The sequence below is a fragment of the Thalassobacter sp. 16PALIMAR09 genome (assembly GCF_000765485.1).
Classification (GTDB): Bacteria; Pseudomonadota; Alphaproteobacteria; order Rhodobacterales; family Rhodobacteraceae; genus Thalassobacter; species Thalassobacter stenotrophicus.
Window position 1 is genome coordinate 375,325 of sequence record NZ_JHAK01000003.1, and the last position, 14,773, is coordinate 390,097.

Genomic DNA, 14,773 nt, shown 5'->3' on the forward strand with positions numbered 1-14,773 from the left:
CGTCTCCGAAAGGGTAGCTGTCCCGCCGGAGCGGAGTGGGCCACGACTGAGCGCTCTGGCGGGTCAAGTCAAGGGCTTGAGCGTGCGGGCATGCGCAGGATGGTGCCAAATTGTGCGCGCGGTTGGTGTGCGTGATTGCACAGCGCGGACCATCAACCCGGTGTCGAACTGCGGCAGCGCGGTGAACGTATCCAGTAGGACATCAACGCCCGACGCGCCCGCAGGGATGATCAGGGGCTGTGGTTCATGGCTGGTGAGCCGCCAAAACGCATTGCCATCATGGGTTCGGGTAAAACTGACCTCACGCAAATCCGCGAGTGCGACTGTGCCGCCAGCAAGTGGGCCAAGGTAGGTGATCCGCCCCTCGGTCACCTCAACGATGCCCGGTGCTTCGGTGTCGGTGCGGAATAATGCGTGGCGTGTGCCCGTGAAAATGAGCGATATGCCGATCAGGGCAATGACCCCGCCCGCCAATACACCCAGCCCAAAGGACGTGAACGCGATCCAACCGCCTATGCAGGTGACGGCGGTGCCAATCATCGTTTCGCGCCATTGTTTCAGGCGTGCAACGGCTTCGGGGCGGAGCCAGCTCATGGGGTCTCCATCTGTGTGAGGTCTACGATCATGCTTCTATCTGGGGCAAATAATTTGCCGCCTTCGGTTGTGTAGTTTTGGGGGCTGGGGGCTGTGACATTGCGCCGTTTGCCGAACCCGCGCGCGGCACGTGGCGTCATGGCCGCCCCGCTCATGGAATTGACCCGTTTAAGGCCGGGTGCTTTGCCGACCAGATCGGGCGTGCCGGTTGGGCTTTGGATCACGTAGTGCGTGTTATCCACGAAATACCCGCCGCCGCCCTGCACATCGCCTTGGGGATATAGCGCGAGCGCGTCGAAATTGGGCACGGCACTGAGCACGGTATAGGCGCCCTTGGAGGGCCGATCCCACTGCTCATCAACCGCGAAATACAGGAAATGCAACCCATCAGGCGAGAGCGCGCAGCGATCAACAAGGATGTCGTGCTGCATCCATTGCCCCGGTGACAGGGTATCCGTCGCCCTATCCCAGCCGATCAGTCGCCATAGGGGGCCCTGCGCTTGGCGTAGGATCAGGGCCGCAGGTGTTTGGCTGGCGTAGAATAGGTGCAATTGCACGTTCACGCCCAATCTCCGACGGTGGTTTGCCACAAGGTCAGAGCCGCAACTGCCGCCGTGTCTGCGCGCAGAATGCGGGGGCCAAGGCTGATCGAGGTGGCAAAGGGTGCGGCGCGTAGCCGGGTGCGTTCCTCTGGTGAAAAACCGCCCTCTGGCCCGATCAGGATGGCTGCGGGGCCTTGGCGCACGGCCGCGAGTGACGATGCCGTGCCCACAAGGCTTTCGTCGCAGAACACCAATTGCCGATCCTCGGGCCACTTCGCCAGAACTGTGTCCAGCTTTTCCAAAGCGCTGACGTGCGGCACGAAGGTCCCGCCGCATTGCTCGGCAGCCTCAATCGCGTGGGCCTGAAGGCGGTCTTGGCGGATACGCTCGGAATTTGTGAAGCGTGTTTGCACTGGACAAATCCGGGCCACGCCCAATTCTGCCGCCTTTTCCACGATGAAATCGGTGCGGGCCTTTTTGATTGGCGCGAACAACAGCCACAGGTCCGGGGGCATGTGCTGTGGCGCGGTTTGTTCCTTGCACAAAAGCATACCCCGGCGCTTGGCCGCGTCCACGATTTCGGCAGCCCAGGCGCCATCGGTCCCGTTGAACACGGTGATCACATCGCCCACGCTGAGCCGCATCACCCCAAAAAGGTAATGCGCCTGATCCGCGGAGACCGCGACTGTTTGCGCCTCCCCCAAGGGCTGGTCTACAAACACCCTGACTTTGCTTTGCGCCATGAAAGGCTCCCCGATGTCTCAGATTGCGCCCCCACCTCAAGAGCAGGTTGCCGATGCCGTCAAGGGCAACTGGGTTGATACCCGTGCCCCGGCGTGGACGCGACCCTATTTGCGGCTGTCTCGGGCAGACCGTCCCATTGGGACATGGCTGTTGTTGTTGCCATGCTGGTGGGGCGTGGCCTTGGCTGCGGCGACCCACGGACCGCGGTGGTTTGATCTGTGGATTGTGCTGGGTTGTGCGATTGGCGCGTTTTTGATGCGTGGGGCGGGATGTACGTGGAATGACATCACAGACCGTGATATCGACGGCAAAGTGGCACGCACCCGGTCCAGGCCCATTCCGTCCGGGCAGGTGACCGTCAAACGGGCGCTTTTGTGGGCGGTTGCGCAGTGTCTAATCTCATTCTGTATTTTGATCACGTTTAACCTAACGGCGATTGCGCTGGGCGTTTTGGCCTTGGTGCCCGTGGCGATTTATCCGTTCGCAAAGCGGTTTACGTGGTGGCCACAGGTGTTTTTGGGCGTGGCGTTTAACTGGGGCGCATTGCTGGCGTGGGCGGCACACACGGGCAGCGTGGGGTGGGTGCCGATCCTGTTGTACCTGTCAGGCATCGCGTGGACGCTGTTTTATGACACGATCTACGCGCACCAAGACAGTGAGGATGACGCGCTGATCGGGGTGAAATCCACCGCGCGGCTGTTTGCGGACAACTCACCCAAGTGGCTGCGGTTTTTCCTTGTTTTGACGGTTCTCCTGATGGGGGCTGCGGTGATCATGGCGCTTGCGCCGACAGCTAATGTGCTGGGTCTTGTGCTGGCGCTTGGGGGTGTTTGGGGGTTTGGCTGGCATATGGCGTGGCAGCTGGGGCGGCTGGATATCACGGACCCTGCCAATTGTTTGCGCATCTTTCGGAGCAATCGCGACGCGGGCCTGATCACTGCGCTGTTTTTCGCCGCAGCCGTGTTCCTGTGATTGCAGTGCGCTACAGCCGGGGCTAAATGGAAGGCCACCTAGGGAGCCTTCGGTTTATATGTCACGCCTGCCAACAGTGATTGCCACTGCCTGCTTTGCCGTTGCGGGTGCTGCGGCATGGGGGACAGCGCATTTTGGTGCGGACTGGATCGAAACCCGCTCGGTTCAGGCTCTGGATAAGGTGTTTGCCCAAGAGGCGCTGGATTGGGTTGAGGTCTATCCCGACGGTTTGATCCTGAATGTCACCGGCACCGCCCCGTCTGAGGCCGCGCGCTTTCGCGCAATCACCGTAGCGGGCACGGTTGTGGGCAGCGGTCGGATTGTGGATGCGATGGACGTCATCGATCCCGAAAGCATTGCGCCGCCTCGGTTCTCGCTTGAGATTTTGCGCAATGACATGGGCATTTCGTTGATTGGTTTGGTGCCGTCTGATGGTGGTCGCGCGCAGTTGTCCGAAGGGCTTGCGAACCTCGGGGCTGAGGTGCCTGTGACCGACATGGTTGAGCAAACCGCACGTGATGTGCCCGAAAACTGGGCTGATGCCGTTGATTTCGCGTTGCGTAGTCTTCGGGATCTGCCGCGTTCGAAAATATCGGTGTCAAAAGACCGGGTTGAGATCACGGCCATCGCCGACAGTGCAGAACAAAAGGCAACGCTAGAGGCGGCAATTGCCCGGCGCGCGCCCGCAGGCATCGCACTGGCGATGTCGATTTCGGCACCGCGCCCGGTGATTACCCCGTTTACCCTGCGGTTCACCAAGGATGGTGATGCAGTGGCGTTTGATGCCTGCTCGGCGGATACGGATGCAGCCCGTGATCAGATCGTGCGCGCCGCGGCTGGCGTAGGGTTTGAGGGCAAGGCGGACTGTGTTGTTGGGCTTGGCGTGCCGTCGGCATCGTGGGCTGACGCTGTTTCGCTGGGCATTGCCGCGTTGGACGATTTAGGTGGTGGTACGATCACCTTTTCGGACGCAGATGTGACACTGATTGCCGCCGATACCACACCGCAATCGACGTTTGATCGCACGATTGGGCAATTGGAAAGCGACCTGCCGGATGTGTTTTCGCTGCATTCTGTGCTGCCTCCGAAACCAGAAAGCAGTGCCGTCCAAGCAGAGGTGCCTGAGTTTGTGGCGACCCGCTCCCCCGAAGGGATCGTGCAAATGCGCGGCCGTCTGAGCGATGTGGCGCAAGAGGCTGCGGTGCTTAGCTTTGCGCGCGCGTATCTCGGCAGTGAAGACACCTACATCGCCACCCGGCAGGACCCCGAACTGCCCAACGGCTGGCCTGCGCGTGTGTTTGCGGGGCTAGAGGCGCTGAGCCATCTCAACAACGGCACGCTGATCGTGCAGCCCAGCACCGTTGAGGTGCGCGGCGATACCGGATCGCGCACGGCCCGCGCAGACATGTCCCGTATTCTGTCGTCCAAGCTGGGCGAAAGTGCAGATTTTTCCGTGGCCGTCATCTATGATGAATTGCTTGATCCTACCGCGAATATCCCAACGCCCGAGGAATGCGTCGCGCGGATGAACGCGGTCTTGGAAGTCAAGAAAATCACCTTTGAGCCGGGCTCTGCCGACATCGACAGTTCTGCCGTGGATCAGGTCGAAAAGCTTGCCGCCGCCTTTGAGGATTGCGACCGTATTCGCGTTGAAATTGGCGGGCACACCGACAGTCAGGGGCGTGAGGAAATGAACCTCAATCTCAGCCAACAACGCGCTGATGCGGTGCGGTCGGCGCTTGTGGATCGGGGTGTTGAGCCCGCCGCCCTACAGGCCGTGGGCTACGGTGAGACCCAACCGATTGAGGATAACGGGACCGAAGAAGGCCGTGAGGCGAACCGCCGTATCGCATTCCGTCTGATCCCAAATCCGGTCCCGGCCGCTGCGTTGGCGGCTGAGGCCGCCGCAAGTACCGAGGCCCCAGACGCGGGCGAAACCGCTGACCCATCTCAGGAGGCTGCGGCCGATGAATAACACGCAATTTGTCACCACTATTGCCATCATTCTGTTTATTGCTTTCGTGCTGGGCTGGTTCGCTTCGTGGTTGGTCAGCAAGTTCAGCCGCGTGACGAAATCGGATGTGGCCGAGCTGGAAGATATGGCCCAAGCGTTACACGACGCCGAAGAAATGCGCGATCAGGCGGTCAGTCATATGCAACAGCGCGAAGCAGAGCTGAGCGGTCAGCTGTCCCAGACGGAGGCCGAGTTGCGCGCCGCGATGGAGGGGCTGCGGGAGGCCCGCCATGAGGCGTCAGAACTGCGTAACTATATCGAAGCGCACGCGAAAGGTTAACCGCGGGGTGCTGCGGCCCGGGTCAGTCGATCATTGATCGCGCGGCCTAAGCCTACGTTCGGGATGGGTGCTACATCAATCGGTAGCCCCAGGGCATCCGCCGTGTGCAGGGCCCCGAACAGGCGCGAGGCGGCTTCGACCAGATCACCGCCCTCGGAGAGAGTGAGGTCGCCCATAACATCTCCGAAACCGATCAACGTGCGTCCTGCGTGCCGATTCGTGATGTTCAGGCTGACGGGCGCATCGGGTGCATAGTGGCTGCTCAGTTGCCCCGGCGCTTGGATTTTTCCGGGCGTTGTGTCTTCGGGCAGGGGGTGGCCGAGCTGGGCTTCAACCTCTTCAACGGCCAGTCCACCTGCGCGCATTAACCGGACGGGATCCCCGCCCAGAATGGTCGATTCGAGGCCAACGGCACATGCGCCGCCGTCCAGTATCGCCGCGATTTTGCCGTTTAGGCCCGCATAGACGTGGGCGGCGGTCGTCGGGCTGATCTGGCCCGAGGGGTTGGCCGATGGCGCTGCCAAGGGGCGGCCCGCTTCGCGCAACAACGCTTGGGCCAGTGGATGCACGGGCACGCGCAGGGCAACGGATGGCAAGCCCGCTGAGACCAAATCGGACAATCCGTGACCGGCCCGCAAAGGGGCCACAATCGTGACAGGCCCCGGCCAAAAGGACTGTGCGAGGCGCAGCAATGGCCCCTCAATCGCGGCGTATTCGTGGGCCGCTGCAAGGTCGGGGACATGGACGATCAGTGGGTTGAAATTGGGCCGGCCCTTTGCGGCAAAAATCCCGGCGCAGGCCCGTCCGTTTGTGGCGTCACCCCCAAGGCCGTACACCGTTTCCGTTGGAAAGGCCACGAGCTCGCCACCGCGCAGAAATGCGGCTGCGCGGGCAAGGCCATTTGCCTCTGGGGTCAGGATTTCGGTCATCTGAAAATATGTAACGCTGCGTTGTTGTTGATTGGCCGCCGAAGGGCGACCTAGGTTTGCCCAAAACATCCATACCGCTCGCGCACCGCGAGGAAAAGCGTCCAACCTAAGAGAGCCCGATGTCCTACACGCCGCCTGTCTCCGAAATTCGTCATCTTTTGTCCACGGTCGTTGGTTTTGATCAAGTCAGCGCGACTGCGCGCTTTGCTGAGGCCGGCGATGAGATGGTCGATGCGATTCTGTCCGAAGCTGGGCGCATGGCGGCAGATGTCTTGGCCCCTTTGAACCGAGTGGGCGACACGCATCCCACGCGGCTTGAAAATGGCAAAGTGCGCATGCCCCCCGGTTTTATCGAAGGCTACGGCGCGATTGCGCAGGGTGGCTGGGTCGGGATGGCCGCTGACCCAGAGTATGGCGGCATGGGCCTACCGCTCACGCTGATGACGGCGGTGAATGAATTCATTGGGTCCGCGTGTTTGTCGATGAACCTGATCCCCTTGATGAGCCAAGGTCAGATTGAAGCCCTAGAGCATCATGCCTCAGATGAATTGAAGGCGTTGTATTTGCCCAAGCTGATTTCGGGCGAATGGGCGGGCACGATGAACCTGACGGAGCCGCAAGCGGGCAGTGACGTCGGCGCGTTGCGGTCCAAGGCGGAGCCTTTGGGTGATGGCACTTATGCGATTACGGGGCAGAAAATCTATATTTCTGGCGGGGATCACGACCTGACGGAGAATATCTGCCACTTGGTTTTGGCCCGCTTGCCCGATGGGGTTGAGGGGACCAAAGGTATTAGCCTGTTCATGGTGCCCAAGCTGATCCCCGATGCGGATGGCACTCTTGGTGTCACCAATACGCTCAAGGTTGTGAGCCTTGAGCATAAGCTGGGGCAGGCCGGCTGCCCCACGGCAGTGATGCAATATGACGGTGCCAAGGGGTGGCTGGTGGGTGAGCCGCACAAAGGCATGGCCGCTATGTTTACCATGATGAACAACGCGCGGCTTGGCGTGGCAATGCAGGGCGTGTCCGTGGCTGAGGCCGCAACGCAACATGCGCTCGCCTATGCGCTGGATCGCAAACAGGGTCAGACGCCCAAGGGCGCGACGGCCATTTTTGACCACGCGGATGTGCGCCGGATGGTGGCGGGGATGAAGGCCGATACCGCCGCCGCCCGTGCGATTGCCTTTGAATGCGCGGTGTCCATCGACATGGCGACGGCCACGGGTGAGGCCGCCTGGAATGCGCGAGCCGCACTGCTGACGCCTATCGCCAAGGCCTATTGCACCAATGTCGGGATCGCGGTGGCGGACACGGGCATCCAAGTGCACGGGGGCATGGGCTACATCGAGGAAACCGGTGCCGCGCAATATCTGCGCGATGTCCGCGTGGCCGCGATTTATGAAGGCACCAATGGGATTCAGGCGATGGACCTGGTGGGCCGTAAACTGTCGGATGGGGGCGACGCGGCCTTTGCCCTGATGGACGAAATAAACGCGATGGATCACCCCGCACTTCGCGCGGCCGTGACCGAATTGCGCCACGTGACGGACTGGCTGCTGGAACAACCATTAAATGAACGGTTCGCCGGTGCGGTCCACTATCTGGCGGCTTTCGCGCGCATTATCGGCAGTTGGACCCATCTCAAGGGGGCGCGGGCCGGGGGCAAACACGCCAAACTTGCGCAAATCTATGTCTCTCGGGCGTTGCCAGAGGCGATGGCGGAACTGGGGAAGGTTTCGCTTGGCGCGACGGACCTGTATGCCCTGAGTGCAGAGGATTTAGCCACGTAAGGATACCGGGATGAAAGACGCGCCAATTGGCATCAGGTATCCGTGGGAAACGCCCCCTGACGAGGGCGTTTTGGTTGAGGTCGCACAGGGCGTGTTGTGGGCCAGATTGCCCCTGCCGATGGCGCTGGATCATGTGAATGTCTACTTCCTGCGGGAGCCGAATGGCTGGGCGCTGGTGGACACGGGCTTTGACACAAAACGTGCGCGTGCCCTTCTTGAGGGGTTGATGGCGCAATTGGATGGCCCGGTGACGCGTGTGTTCGTCACCCACTATCATCCTGACCACATTGGTCTTGCGGGTTGGTTGATGGCGCGTGGGGCGGAGCTGATCTGTACCCGCACCAGCTATGTTACGGCGCGGATGCTGACGCTGGATGCCCAAGATGTGCCTGCGCCCGAAACGCTCGAGTTTTGGCGCGTGAATGGTATGGACCCACAGGTGCTTGCGCAGCGCACCAACGAGCGGCCGTTTAACTTTGCCGATTGCGTGCACCCCCTACCGCTGGGCTTTACCCGTGTGGATGAGGGCGATCGGATCACCCTTGGGGGGCGTGATTGGGATGTGGCCTTGGGCCAAGGCCATGCCGCGGATCATGCGGTTTTGTATGAGGTGGATGGGCCGTTGGTTCTGGGCGGTGATCAGCTTTTGCCGTCGATCTCTCCCAACATTGGGGTCTATGCCACTGAGCCTGAGGCTGACCCCGTGGGCGAATGGCTAGATGCATGTGCCCGTCTGGCACCGCGTGCGCGGGACGATCAATTGGTGCTGCCGGGGCATAAACTGCCGTTTACGGGGCTGCCCCTGCGGATGGCGCAATTGGCGCAAAACCACCATGGCGCGCTGGACCGATTGCTGGACCACCTACAAACCCCACGCTTGGGCGGCGAGTGTTTTGCGCCTTTGTTCAAGCGCAAGATCACGTCTGGCATCTATGGCCTCGCGTTTGTCGAAACCATTGCGCACCTCAACCACCTGTGGAAACGTGGGGACATCACACGCACACCACAGGCGGATGGCGTTTACGTCTGGCAAGCCAAGGGGAACGGCGATGAACGAGACACAGACAACGGCAGAGGCGCTTGAGGCAGCGGCGCTCACGAGACGTGGCGCGGTGCATGCAAACCCCGCGGAGCCCTGCGCCGAAGCCGCCCCCGTGCCAGAAGCGGTCAGCAAAAAGCCGGTAGATCAGAAAAGCCCCGCCGAATGGGCCTATCAGCGGGTCATCATGTACCTCAAGAATTTTGAGGAACAGTTGGATGCCGAGCATGAAGTTGCGATGGGGTTCACCGGGGGTGACATGGGCGTGCTGCGCATTCAGGGCGTCGGGTTCTATGCGCCCGATATCATCACCTTTTACGGGATCGATCAGGCGGGTGCGAAAACGCAGCTTATCCAGCATGTAAATCAGTTGAACGTGATGCTGCGCACTCTGCCAAAGCCCAAAGAACAGCCCGAGCCGATGCGTATCGGATTTCAATTGGCCGCCGCGCTTGAGGAAAACACCTAGCTGCGCCGATTTCGCGCGCCAGTCCCCCGTGACAGGGGCCGCGCAATCGGCTAACGACGGCGCAACGGACAGAAGCTTAATCTGGGAGACGACCAATGGCAGAAGAGCACAAGCACGGCAGCATGAACACCGAAGTGCATGAAAAGACATTCGAAGGCTTTGTGACATTCACAAAGTGGACTGTTGTCGCAATCATCGCAGTTCTGATTTTTCTCGCGCTTTTCGCGCGCTAAGCCAATGCGCTGGCTGGCAGTTATTGCCGCCCTTTGCGCGCTAAGCGCCTGCACGGCTGAGCCGAAGTGGGCGGATGACAGCGCGGTGACACAGGCCCGTTATACGCATGACGGGCCGACGTCGCTGACGTTGATCACAGCCATCAACAACAGATCTGGCAATGGCGGACACTCGGCCCTGTTGGTTAACGGATCTGAGCGTGTGTTGTGGGATCCCGCCGGCACATGGTGGCACCCCACAGTACCAGAGCGCAATGACGTGCTCTTTGGTATGAACCCGACGGTTTATGACTTTTACCTCGACTACCACGCCCGTGAGACGTTTCATGTGGTGCTGCAAGAGGTCGAGGTAAGCCCCGAAGTGGCTGACCAAGCACTGGCATTGGTCAAGGCCAACGGGGCCGCGGGTAACGCGACCTGCGCCATTACCACCAGCCGTATTTTGCAGGCACTTGGCCTGCCGCAAATGTCTCCGTCCTACTTTCCGGTGCAAGTCATGGAAGATTTCGCCAAATTGCCCGGCGTATCGGAGCGGAAGATCTTTGACGACAGCCCCGATTCGAATTCAGATGTTTTGCGGTACCGCGCCCAGCAGGCGGCCAAGGCCGCAGCAGCTGGCTAAAGCCCGGGCAAAGAAAAACCCCCGAGCCTGAAGGCACCGGGGGTTCTCTATGACAATCGACGAAATGCTCAGAGCATCCCTTCGCGTTGCGCTTTTTTCCGAGCGAGCTTACGGGACCGGCGAATTGCTTCTGCCTTCTCGCGCGCTTTTTTCTCGGAGGGCTTCTCGAAATGTTGCTTGAGCTTCATTTCCCGAAACACACCCTCGCGCTGCAGCTTCTTTTTCAGGGCACGAAGCGCCTGATCGACATTGTTGTCGCGAACACTGACCTGCATGTGGTTGTCACCACCTTCCTAAGTTAGAGTTATAAAAAGCAGGAAGCTGGCCTATAACAACGTCCTGGCTACATGTCCAGTAATGGAGGATCGCGAATGACCAACCTGACCGACAAGATGATTGATGCCGCTTTGCCCCACGTCGCGTTTGACGGGTGGTCGCAGGCGACGTTTGAGGCGGCGATGGAAGACAGCGGCGCAGTGCCCGCAGCCGCCAAGGCTGCGTTCCCGCGTGGGGCCGTTGATTTGGCGTTGGCGTTTCACAAACGCGGTGATGCCCAGATGGTTGCCGCACTCAAAACGCGGGATCTTTATGACATGCGGTTCCGGGACCGGGTGGCACATGCGGTGCGCCTGCGGCTGGAACTGGCGGAGCCGCACAAAGAGGCTGTGCGCCGGGGCACCACGCTGTTTGCGCTGCCGCTTTATGCAGCGGATGGGGCGAAGGCGGTTTGGGGTACTTGTGACGCCATCTGGGACACACTCGGCGATATGTCTGAGGATTACAATTGGTACACAAAGCGTTCGATTCTGTCGGCAGTGTATGGATCGACCGTATTGTTCTGGCTCGGGGATGAGAGTGAAGATCATGCCGCCACTTGGGACTTTTTGGATCGCCGCATCGACAATGTGATGCAGTTCGAAAAGGTTAAGGGTGCCATGCTCAACAACCCGATGTTTGCAAAGGTCTTTGCTGGGCCGCTGTGGGCGCTGGGCAAGGTGAAAGCTCCCTCCAAGCTGTCCCGCTCAGACCTTCCGGGCCAATGGCGCGACCCTTCCGCTTCGTGAAGGCGGCTGCTACCAAGGGGCAACGACGGAGGCCCCTATGGCAGAACAAATGCAAGTTGTTGAAATCACTCAGCCCGGTGGGCCTGAGGTCCTAAGGTCGGCCACACGGGATGTGCCGGTTCCGGGTGCGGGCGAAATCTTGATCAAGGTTGCTTACGCAGGCGTGAACCGTCCCGATGCGTTGCAGCGTGCGGGCCTTTATAACCCTCCACCGGGGGCCAGTGATTTGCCGGGGCTAGAAGCCGCAGGCACAGTCGCGGCTGTTGGTCCCAATGTGTCCAAATGGTCAGTCGGCGATCGCGTGACTGCGTTGCTGCCGGGCGGGGGCTATGCGGAATACGCGCTGACCCGCCAAGACCACGCGCTGCCCATTCCGGGCGATATGCCAATGGATCAAGCCGCGGCCCTGTGTGAGACGGCATTTACGGTTTACTCCAACGTTATGACGCGCGGCGGGCTGCAAGCGGGTGAGGTGTTTTTGGTCCATGGTGGGTCATCGGGCATCGGTACGACGGCCATCCAGTTGGCCTCTGCGATGGGTGCTCGTGTGTTCACGACTGCGGGGTCTGATGCGAAGTGTGCTGCCTGTCTGGACCTTGGGGCAGAGCGTGCGATCAACTACCGCGATGCTGATTTTGTTGAGGTTCTCAAGGCCGAGGGTGGCGCGGATTTGATCCTTGATATGGTCGGCGGGGACTACGTGCCGCGCAATGTCCGTGCGCTCAAGAACGACGGGCGTTTGGTGCAGATTGCCTTCTTGCAAGGCTCGAAGGTCGCGCTGAATTTCGCGCAAGTGATGATGCGGCGACTAACGATCACCGGCTCAACCCTGCGCCCCCAAAGCGACGGAGCTAAGGCAAAGATCGCAGCCGATCTGTTGGCGCATGTCTGGCCGCTTTACGCATCGGGTCGGATCAAGCCGGTGATGGATTCGGAATTCCCACTGGCAGAGGCGGCTGCGGCTCATGCGCGGATGGAAGCATCGGAGCATATCGGGAAAATCGTTCTTAAGGTTGGGTGAAACGACTTAGGTTCAGCTTTTCAGGTAGATAAGTCGCGATGATGCCTGCGGCGGGTCGCCGCAGGGCACATGCGGTTTGTCTGCCGGTGTTTGGGGTGATGGTGTTTGGCTCGGGTGGTGGCGCGACGAACGAAAATTTGGTTTGGTGTTCGTCGTTCTGCCTAGAACGTTTCAAGCTTTGCTCAGCGTTGTATGTGTCGCTGTAGGGGGCTGTGTCGCGCCGGTTGGGCGAGCCATTATCGACAGGCGATCTGAGTGTCTAAATGACCGCCATGGGGTTTGGCGTGATCGCTCCGGCCCGCCCCATATAATCATCGCTGAGTTAACTGTCGTCTTGCAGGTCTTGGATGAGGTTTGGCAAATCCGCCAAAGCCCCTAGTGTGTGATAACGCGGGTGGGCTTCGGGGGCCTCCGCATGTTCTAGCGCCCACGCCTCGGCGAAGGGAATGAAGACACCATGCCCGCCAGCCTCAATCATGGGAAGAACGTCTGATTTCATTGAGTTACCCGCCATCAATGCCGTCTCGGGCCCTGCGCCGTGTTGCGAGAATATCCGTGCATATGTGGTCGTGTTTTTGTCGGAAACGACTTCAACAGCGGTGAATAGGTGATCAATGCCAGAGGCCGCAATCTTACGTTCCTGATCAAGCAAATCGCCCTTGGTGATCAGGATCAATTGGTGGTTCTGGGCTAGCGTTTCTACAGCGTCCTGCACCCCGTCCAGTAGGTCAACAGGGTGGGCGAGCATGTCTTGGCCCGCTTCAAGAATTTGCGAAATTACATGGGCGGGAACGCGTTTATCCGTTACCTCAATGGCGGTTTCGATCATCGATAGCACAAAGCCTTTGATGCCGAACCCATAGTGGTGAATGTTGCGTTTTTCGGCCTCTAGCAGGCGCTCCGCGAGGTGGTCGGCCTCGGCATAATCGCCGAGCAAATCCCGAAAACGCGCCTCAGTGAGCTTAAAGAAAGTTTCGTTATGCCACAGCGTGTCATCGGCATCTAAACCAACTGTTAAGACTTTCCGTGCCATTCTCTCCTTACTGCCCCTTTTCAGGGGCGCACATGCTCTTATATTACGGGGCTAGCCGCAGTTTACCGTATGCTCAAGAGGTGTCCCTTGTTGACCCAGACCATCATGATGTCCGACACGCCTTCGGAAAACGATGGCGATACCTCCGTCATCACCGACACAAAGCCCAAGACGGCTAAGCCGCCGATGTACAAGGTATTGCTTTTGAACGACGATTACACGCCGATGGAATTCGTCGTGCACGTCTTGGAACGCTTTTTTCAGATCGGCCATGCGCAAGCCGTGGAAATTATGCTGACCGTGCACAAGAAGGGCATGGCCGTTGTAGGCGTTTTCAGCCATGAGATTGCAGAGACAAAAGTCGCGCAGGTAATGGATTTTGCCCGCCGCAATCAGCACCCTTTGCAGTGCACCATGGAAAAAGAAGACTAGGCCCCCGTATCTTATGAAATCTCGTTTCGCCTTGGCGCTCCTGAGCGGGCATGTTGACCTGCCTGACGCGGGCCCCGTTGTTGTGTTCCATCCTGATGGGGCGTTTGATTTTGGTCCCGTCGATCCCGCGCGGATCACGGCGGTTCAGGGATTTTTCCCCGATCATCAGGCGCTTAAGGCGCGCAAAATTATAACTGCTACGGACGCTCCCGATGAGCAGGCCGTCGCGGCGGTGGTGTGCGTGTCGAAATCCAAGGCAGAAACTCTCGACCTGATTGCCAGCGCCTGTGCGGTTACGCCGAAGGGGGCAACTATTATCGTGGACGGCCCTAAGGAAGCCGGCATCGAATCGGTGTTGAAGCTGTGCCGTCAAATGGCCGAGGTGGGGCCTGCGTTCAGTAAGGCACATGGCAAAGTCTTTGCTTTCCCCAACCCAGGGCAGGCCCCCGACGGTTGGGCCGCCGCGCCGCAGACGGTCGATGGCTACAGCACCCGGGCGGGCGTATTTTCGGCTGATGGGATCGACCCCGGTTCACGCGCATTAGTCGCGGCTTTGCCACCGCTAAAGGGCACAGTTTGTGATCTGGGCGCGGGTTGGGGGTATTTGTCCGCAGAGGTGTTGGCGCACTGTCCCGCCGTCACCAGCATTGATTTGGTCGAGGCTGACTGGACCGCGCTTGCCTGCGCCCGCGATAATGTTACGGACGCGCGTGCAGCTTTTCATTGGGCTGATGCGCGGGATTGGACGGGCCGTTACGAGACGGTCATTTCGAATCCGCCGTTTCACATTGGCCGGGACACCGTGCCCGCGCTGGGGCAGGCCTTTATCTCCCAGGCGGCGCGGTTGATCGCGCCACGGGGCCAGTTCCTTATGGTGGCAAACCGCCACCTGCCATACGAGACGACGCTGCGTACCGCTTTTACTGAGGTTGTGGTCTTGGCCGAGACGGGCGGTTATAAGGTGATTTCGGCCAAAAGACCGGTAAAGAGGTAGA

At 59.9% G+C, this 14,773-nt stretch carries 18 protein-coding genes; 12 read left to right on the forward strand and 6 right to left on the reverse strand.

Going from position 1 to position 14,773, the window contains the following annotated elements; all coding sequences use genetic code 11:
- Positions 1-63: 63 nt before the first annotated feature.
- From PM04_RS09195 to PM04_RS09205, 3 genes are read right to left on the reverse strand one after another with little or no spacing between them, the layout of a single operon-like run.
- Positions 64-594, reverse strand: coding sequence for a hypothetical protein (locus PM04_RS09195; RefSeq protein ID WP_052068335.1), 531 nt, complete (start codon positions 592-594; stop codon positions 64-66).
- Complete coding sequence (locus tag PM04_RS17375) at positions 591-1,157, reverse strand: hypothetical protein (RefSeq protein ID WP_052068334.1); 567 nt, start codon at positions 1,155-1,157, stop codon at positions 591-593. The genes PM04_RS09195 and PM04_RS17375 overlap by 4 nt, the downstream gene beginning before the upstream one ends.
- Positions 1,154-1,879 carry a 16S rRNA (uracil(1498)-N(3))-methyltransferase gene (locus tag PM04_RS09205; RefSeq protein ID WP_038005863.1) on the reverse strand — a complete coding sequence of 242 codons (726 nt, stop codon included), beginning with the start codon at positions 1,877-1,879 and terminating at the stop codon, positions 1,154-1,156. The genes PM04_RS17375 and PM04_RS09205 overlap by 4 nt, the downstream gene beginning before the upstream one ends.
- 13 nt (positions 1,880-1,892) lie before the next feature.
- On the opposite strand from PM04_RS09205, the gene ubiA reads away from it, so the two are divergent.
- The 3 genes from ubiA to PM04_RS09220 are packed head-to-tail and all read left to right on the forward strand — an operon-like array spanning position 1,893 to position 5,146.
- Positions 1,893-2,852: a 4-hydroxybenzoate octaprenyltransferase gene (gene ubiA, locus PM04_RS09210; protein ID WP_038005865.1), complete on the forward strand. Its 960-nt coding sequence runs from the start codon at positions 1,893-1,895 to the stop codon at positions 2,850-2,852.
- Positions 2,853-2,910: 58 nt separating this feature from the next.
- Positions 2,911-4,827: an OmpA family protein gene (locus tag PM04_RS09215; RefSeq protein ID WP_052068333.1), complete on the forward strand. Its 1,917-nt coding sequence runs from the start codon at positions 2,911-2,913 to the stop codon at positions 4,825-4,827.
- Positions 4,820-5,146, forward strand: coding sequence for a hypothetical protein (locus PM04_RS09220; protein WP_038005866.1), 327 nt, complete (start codon positions 4,820-4,822; stop codon positions 5,144-5,146). The genes PM04_RS09215 and PM04_RS09220 overlap by 8 nt, the downstream gene beginning before the upstream one ends.
- Here the strand turns inward: PM04_RS09220 and PM04_RS09225 are convergent.
- A complete protein-coding gene (locus tag PM04_RS09225) occupies positions 5,143-6,075 on the reverse strand; it encodes an L-threonylcarbamoyladenylate synthase (protein ID WP_038006066.1) in 933 nt (310 codons plus the stop codon). The two genes, PM04_RS09220 and PM04_RS09225, sit on opposite strands and share 4 nt — an antisense overlap.
- A gap of 119 nt (positions 6,076-6,194) precedes the next feature.
- On the opposite strand from PM04_RS09225, the gene PM04_RS09230 reads away from it, so the two are divergent.
- From PM04_RS09230 to PM04_RS09250, 5 genes are all read left to right on the forward strand, one after another.
- Complete coding sequence (locus PM04_RS09230; protein WP_038005867.1) at positions 6,195-7,865, forward strand: acyl-CoA dehydrogenase; 1,671 nt, start codon at positions 6,195-6,197, stop codon at positions 7,863-7,865.
- A gap of 10 nt (positions 7,866-7,875) precedes the next feature.
- Positions 7,876-8,949, forward strand: a complete 1,074-nt coding sequence (locus tag PM04_RS09235; RefSeq protein WP_052068332.1) for an MBL fold metallo-hydrolase — start codon at positions 7,876-7,878, stop codon at positions 8,947-8,949.
- Complete coding sequence (locus tag PM04_RS09240) at positions 8,915-9,373, forward strand: DUF6173 family protein (protein WP_038005868.1); 459 nt, start codon at positions 8,915-8,917, stop codon at positions 9,371-9,373. The genes PM04_RS09235 and PM04_RS09240 overlap by 35 nt, the downstream gene beginning before the upstream one ends.
- 95 nt (positions 9,374-9,468) lie before the next feature.
- Positions 9,469-9,606, forward strand: coding sequence for an aa3-type cytochrome c oxidase subunit IV (locus PM04_RS09245; RefSeq protein ID WP_038005869.1), 138 nt, complete (start codon positions 9,469-9,471; stop codon positions 9,604-9,606).
- Positions 9,607-9,610: 4 nt separating this feature from the next.
- Positions 9,611-10,228: a hypothetical protein gene (locus tag PM04_RS09250; RefSeq protein ID WP_038005871.1), complete on the forward strand. Its 618-nt coding sequence runs from the start codon at positions 9,611-9,613 to the stop codon at positions 10,226-10,228.
- Between the two features lie 68 nt (positions 10,229-10,296).
- Here the strand turns inward: PM04_RS09250 and rpsU are convergent, their stop codons facing one another.
- Positions 10,297-10,503 carry a 30S ribosomal protein S21 gene (gene rpsU, locus PM04_RS09255; RefSeq protein WP_038005873.1) on the reverse strand — a complete coding sequence of 69 codons (207 nt, stop codon included), beginning with the start codon at positions 10,501-10,503 and terminating at the stop codon, positions 10,297-10,299.
- A gap of 96 nt (positions 10,504-10,599) precedes the next feature.
- On the opposite strand from rpsU, the gene PM04_RS09260 reads away from it, so the two are divergent.
- Together PM04_RS09260 and PM04_RS09265 are read left to right on the forward strand one after the other, a co-directional pair.
- Positions 10,600-11,292: a COQ9 family protein gene (locus PM04_RS09260; RefSeq protein ID WP_038005874.1), complete on the forward strand. Its 693-nt coding sequence runs from the start codon at positions 10,600-10,602 to the stop codon at positions 11,290-11,292.
- 37 nt (positions 11,293-11,329) lie between these two features.
- Entirely contained in the window at positions 11,330-12,313 is a 984-nt protein-coding gene (locus PM04_RS09265; RefSeq protein WP_038005876.1) for an NAD(P)H-quinone oxidoreductase, read from the forward strand.
- A 322-nt stretch (positions 12,314-12,635) separates the two neighbouring features.
- On the opposite strand, the gene PM04_RS09270 is transcribed toward PM04_RS09265, so the two are convergent.
- Positions 12,636-13,346: an HAD family hydrolase gene (locus PM04_RS09270; RefSeq protein WP_038005878.1), complete on the reverse strand. Its 711-nt coding sequence runs from the start codon at positions 13,344-13,346 to the stop codon at positions 12,636-12,638.
- A gap of 105 nt (positions 13,347-13,451) precedes the next feature.
- Between PM04_RS09270 and clpS the strand changes: the two genes are divergently transcribed.
- Positions 13,452-13,778 (forward strand): ATP-dependent Clp protease adapter ClpS, encoded by a 327-nt coding sequence (clpS, locus tag PM04_RS09275; protein ID WP_038006070.1) that lies wholly within the window; start codon positions 13,452-13,454, stop codon positions 13,776-13,778.
- A 13-nt stretch (positions 13,779-13,791) separates the two neighbouring features.
- A complete protein-coding gene (locus tag PM04_RS09280; RefSeq protein ID WP_038005879.1) occupies positions 13,792-14,772 on the forward strand; it encodes a class I SAM-dependent methyltransferase in 981 nt (326 codons plus the stop codon).
- The last annotated feature ends 1 nt before the right edge of the window (position 14,773 follow it).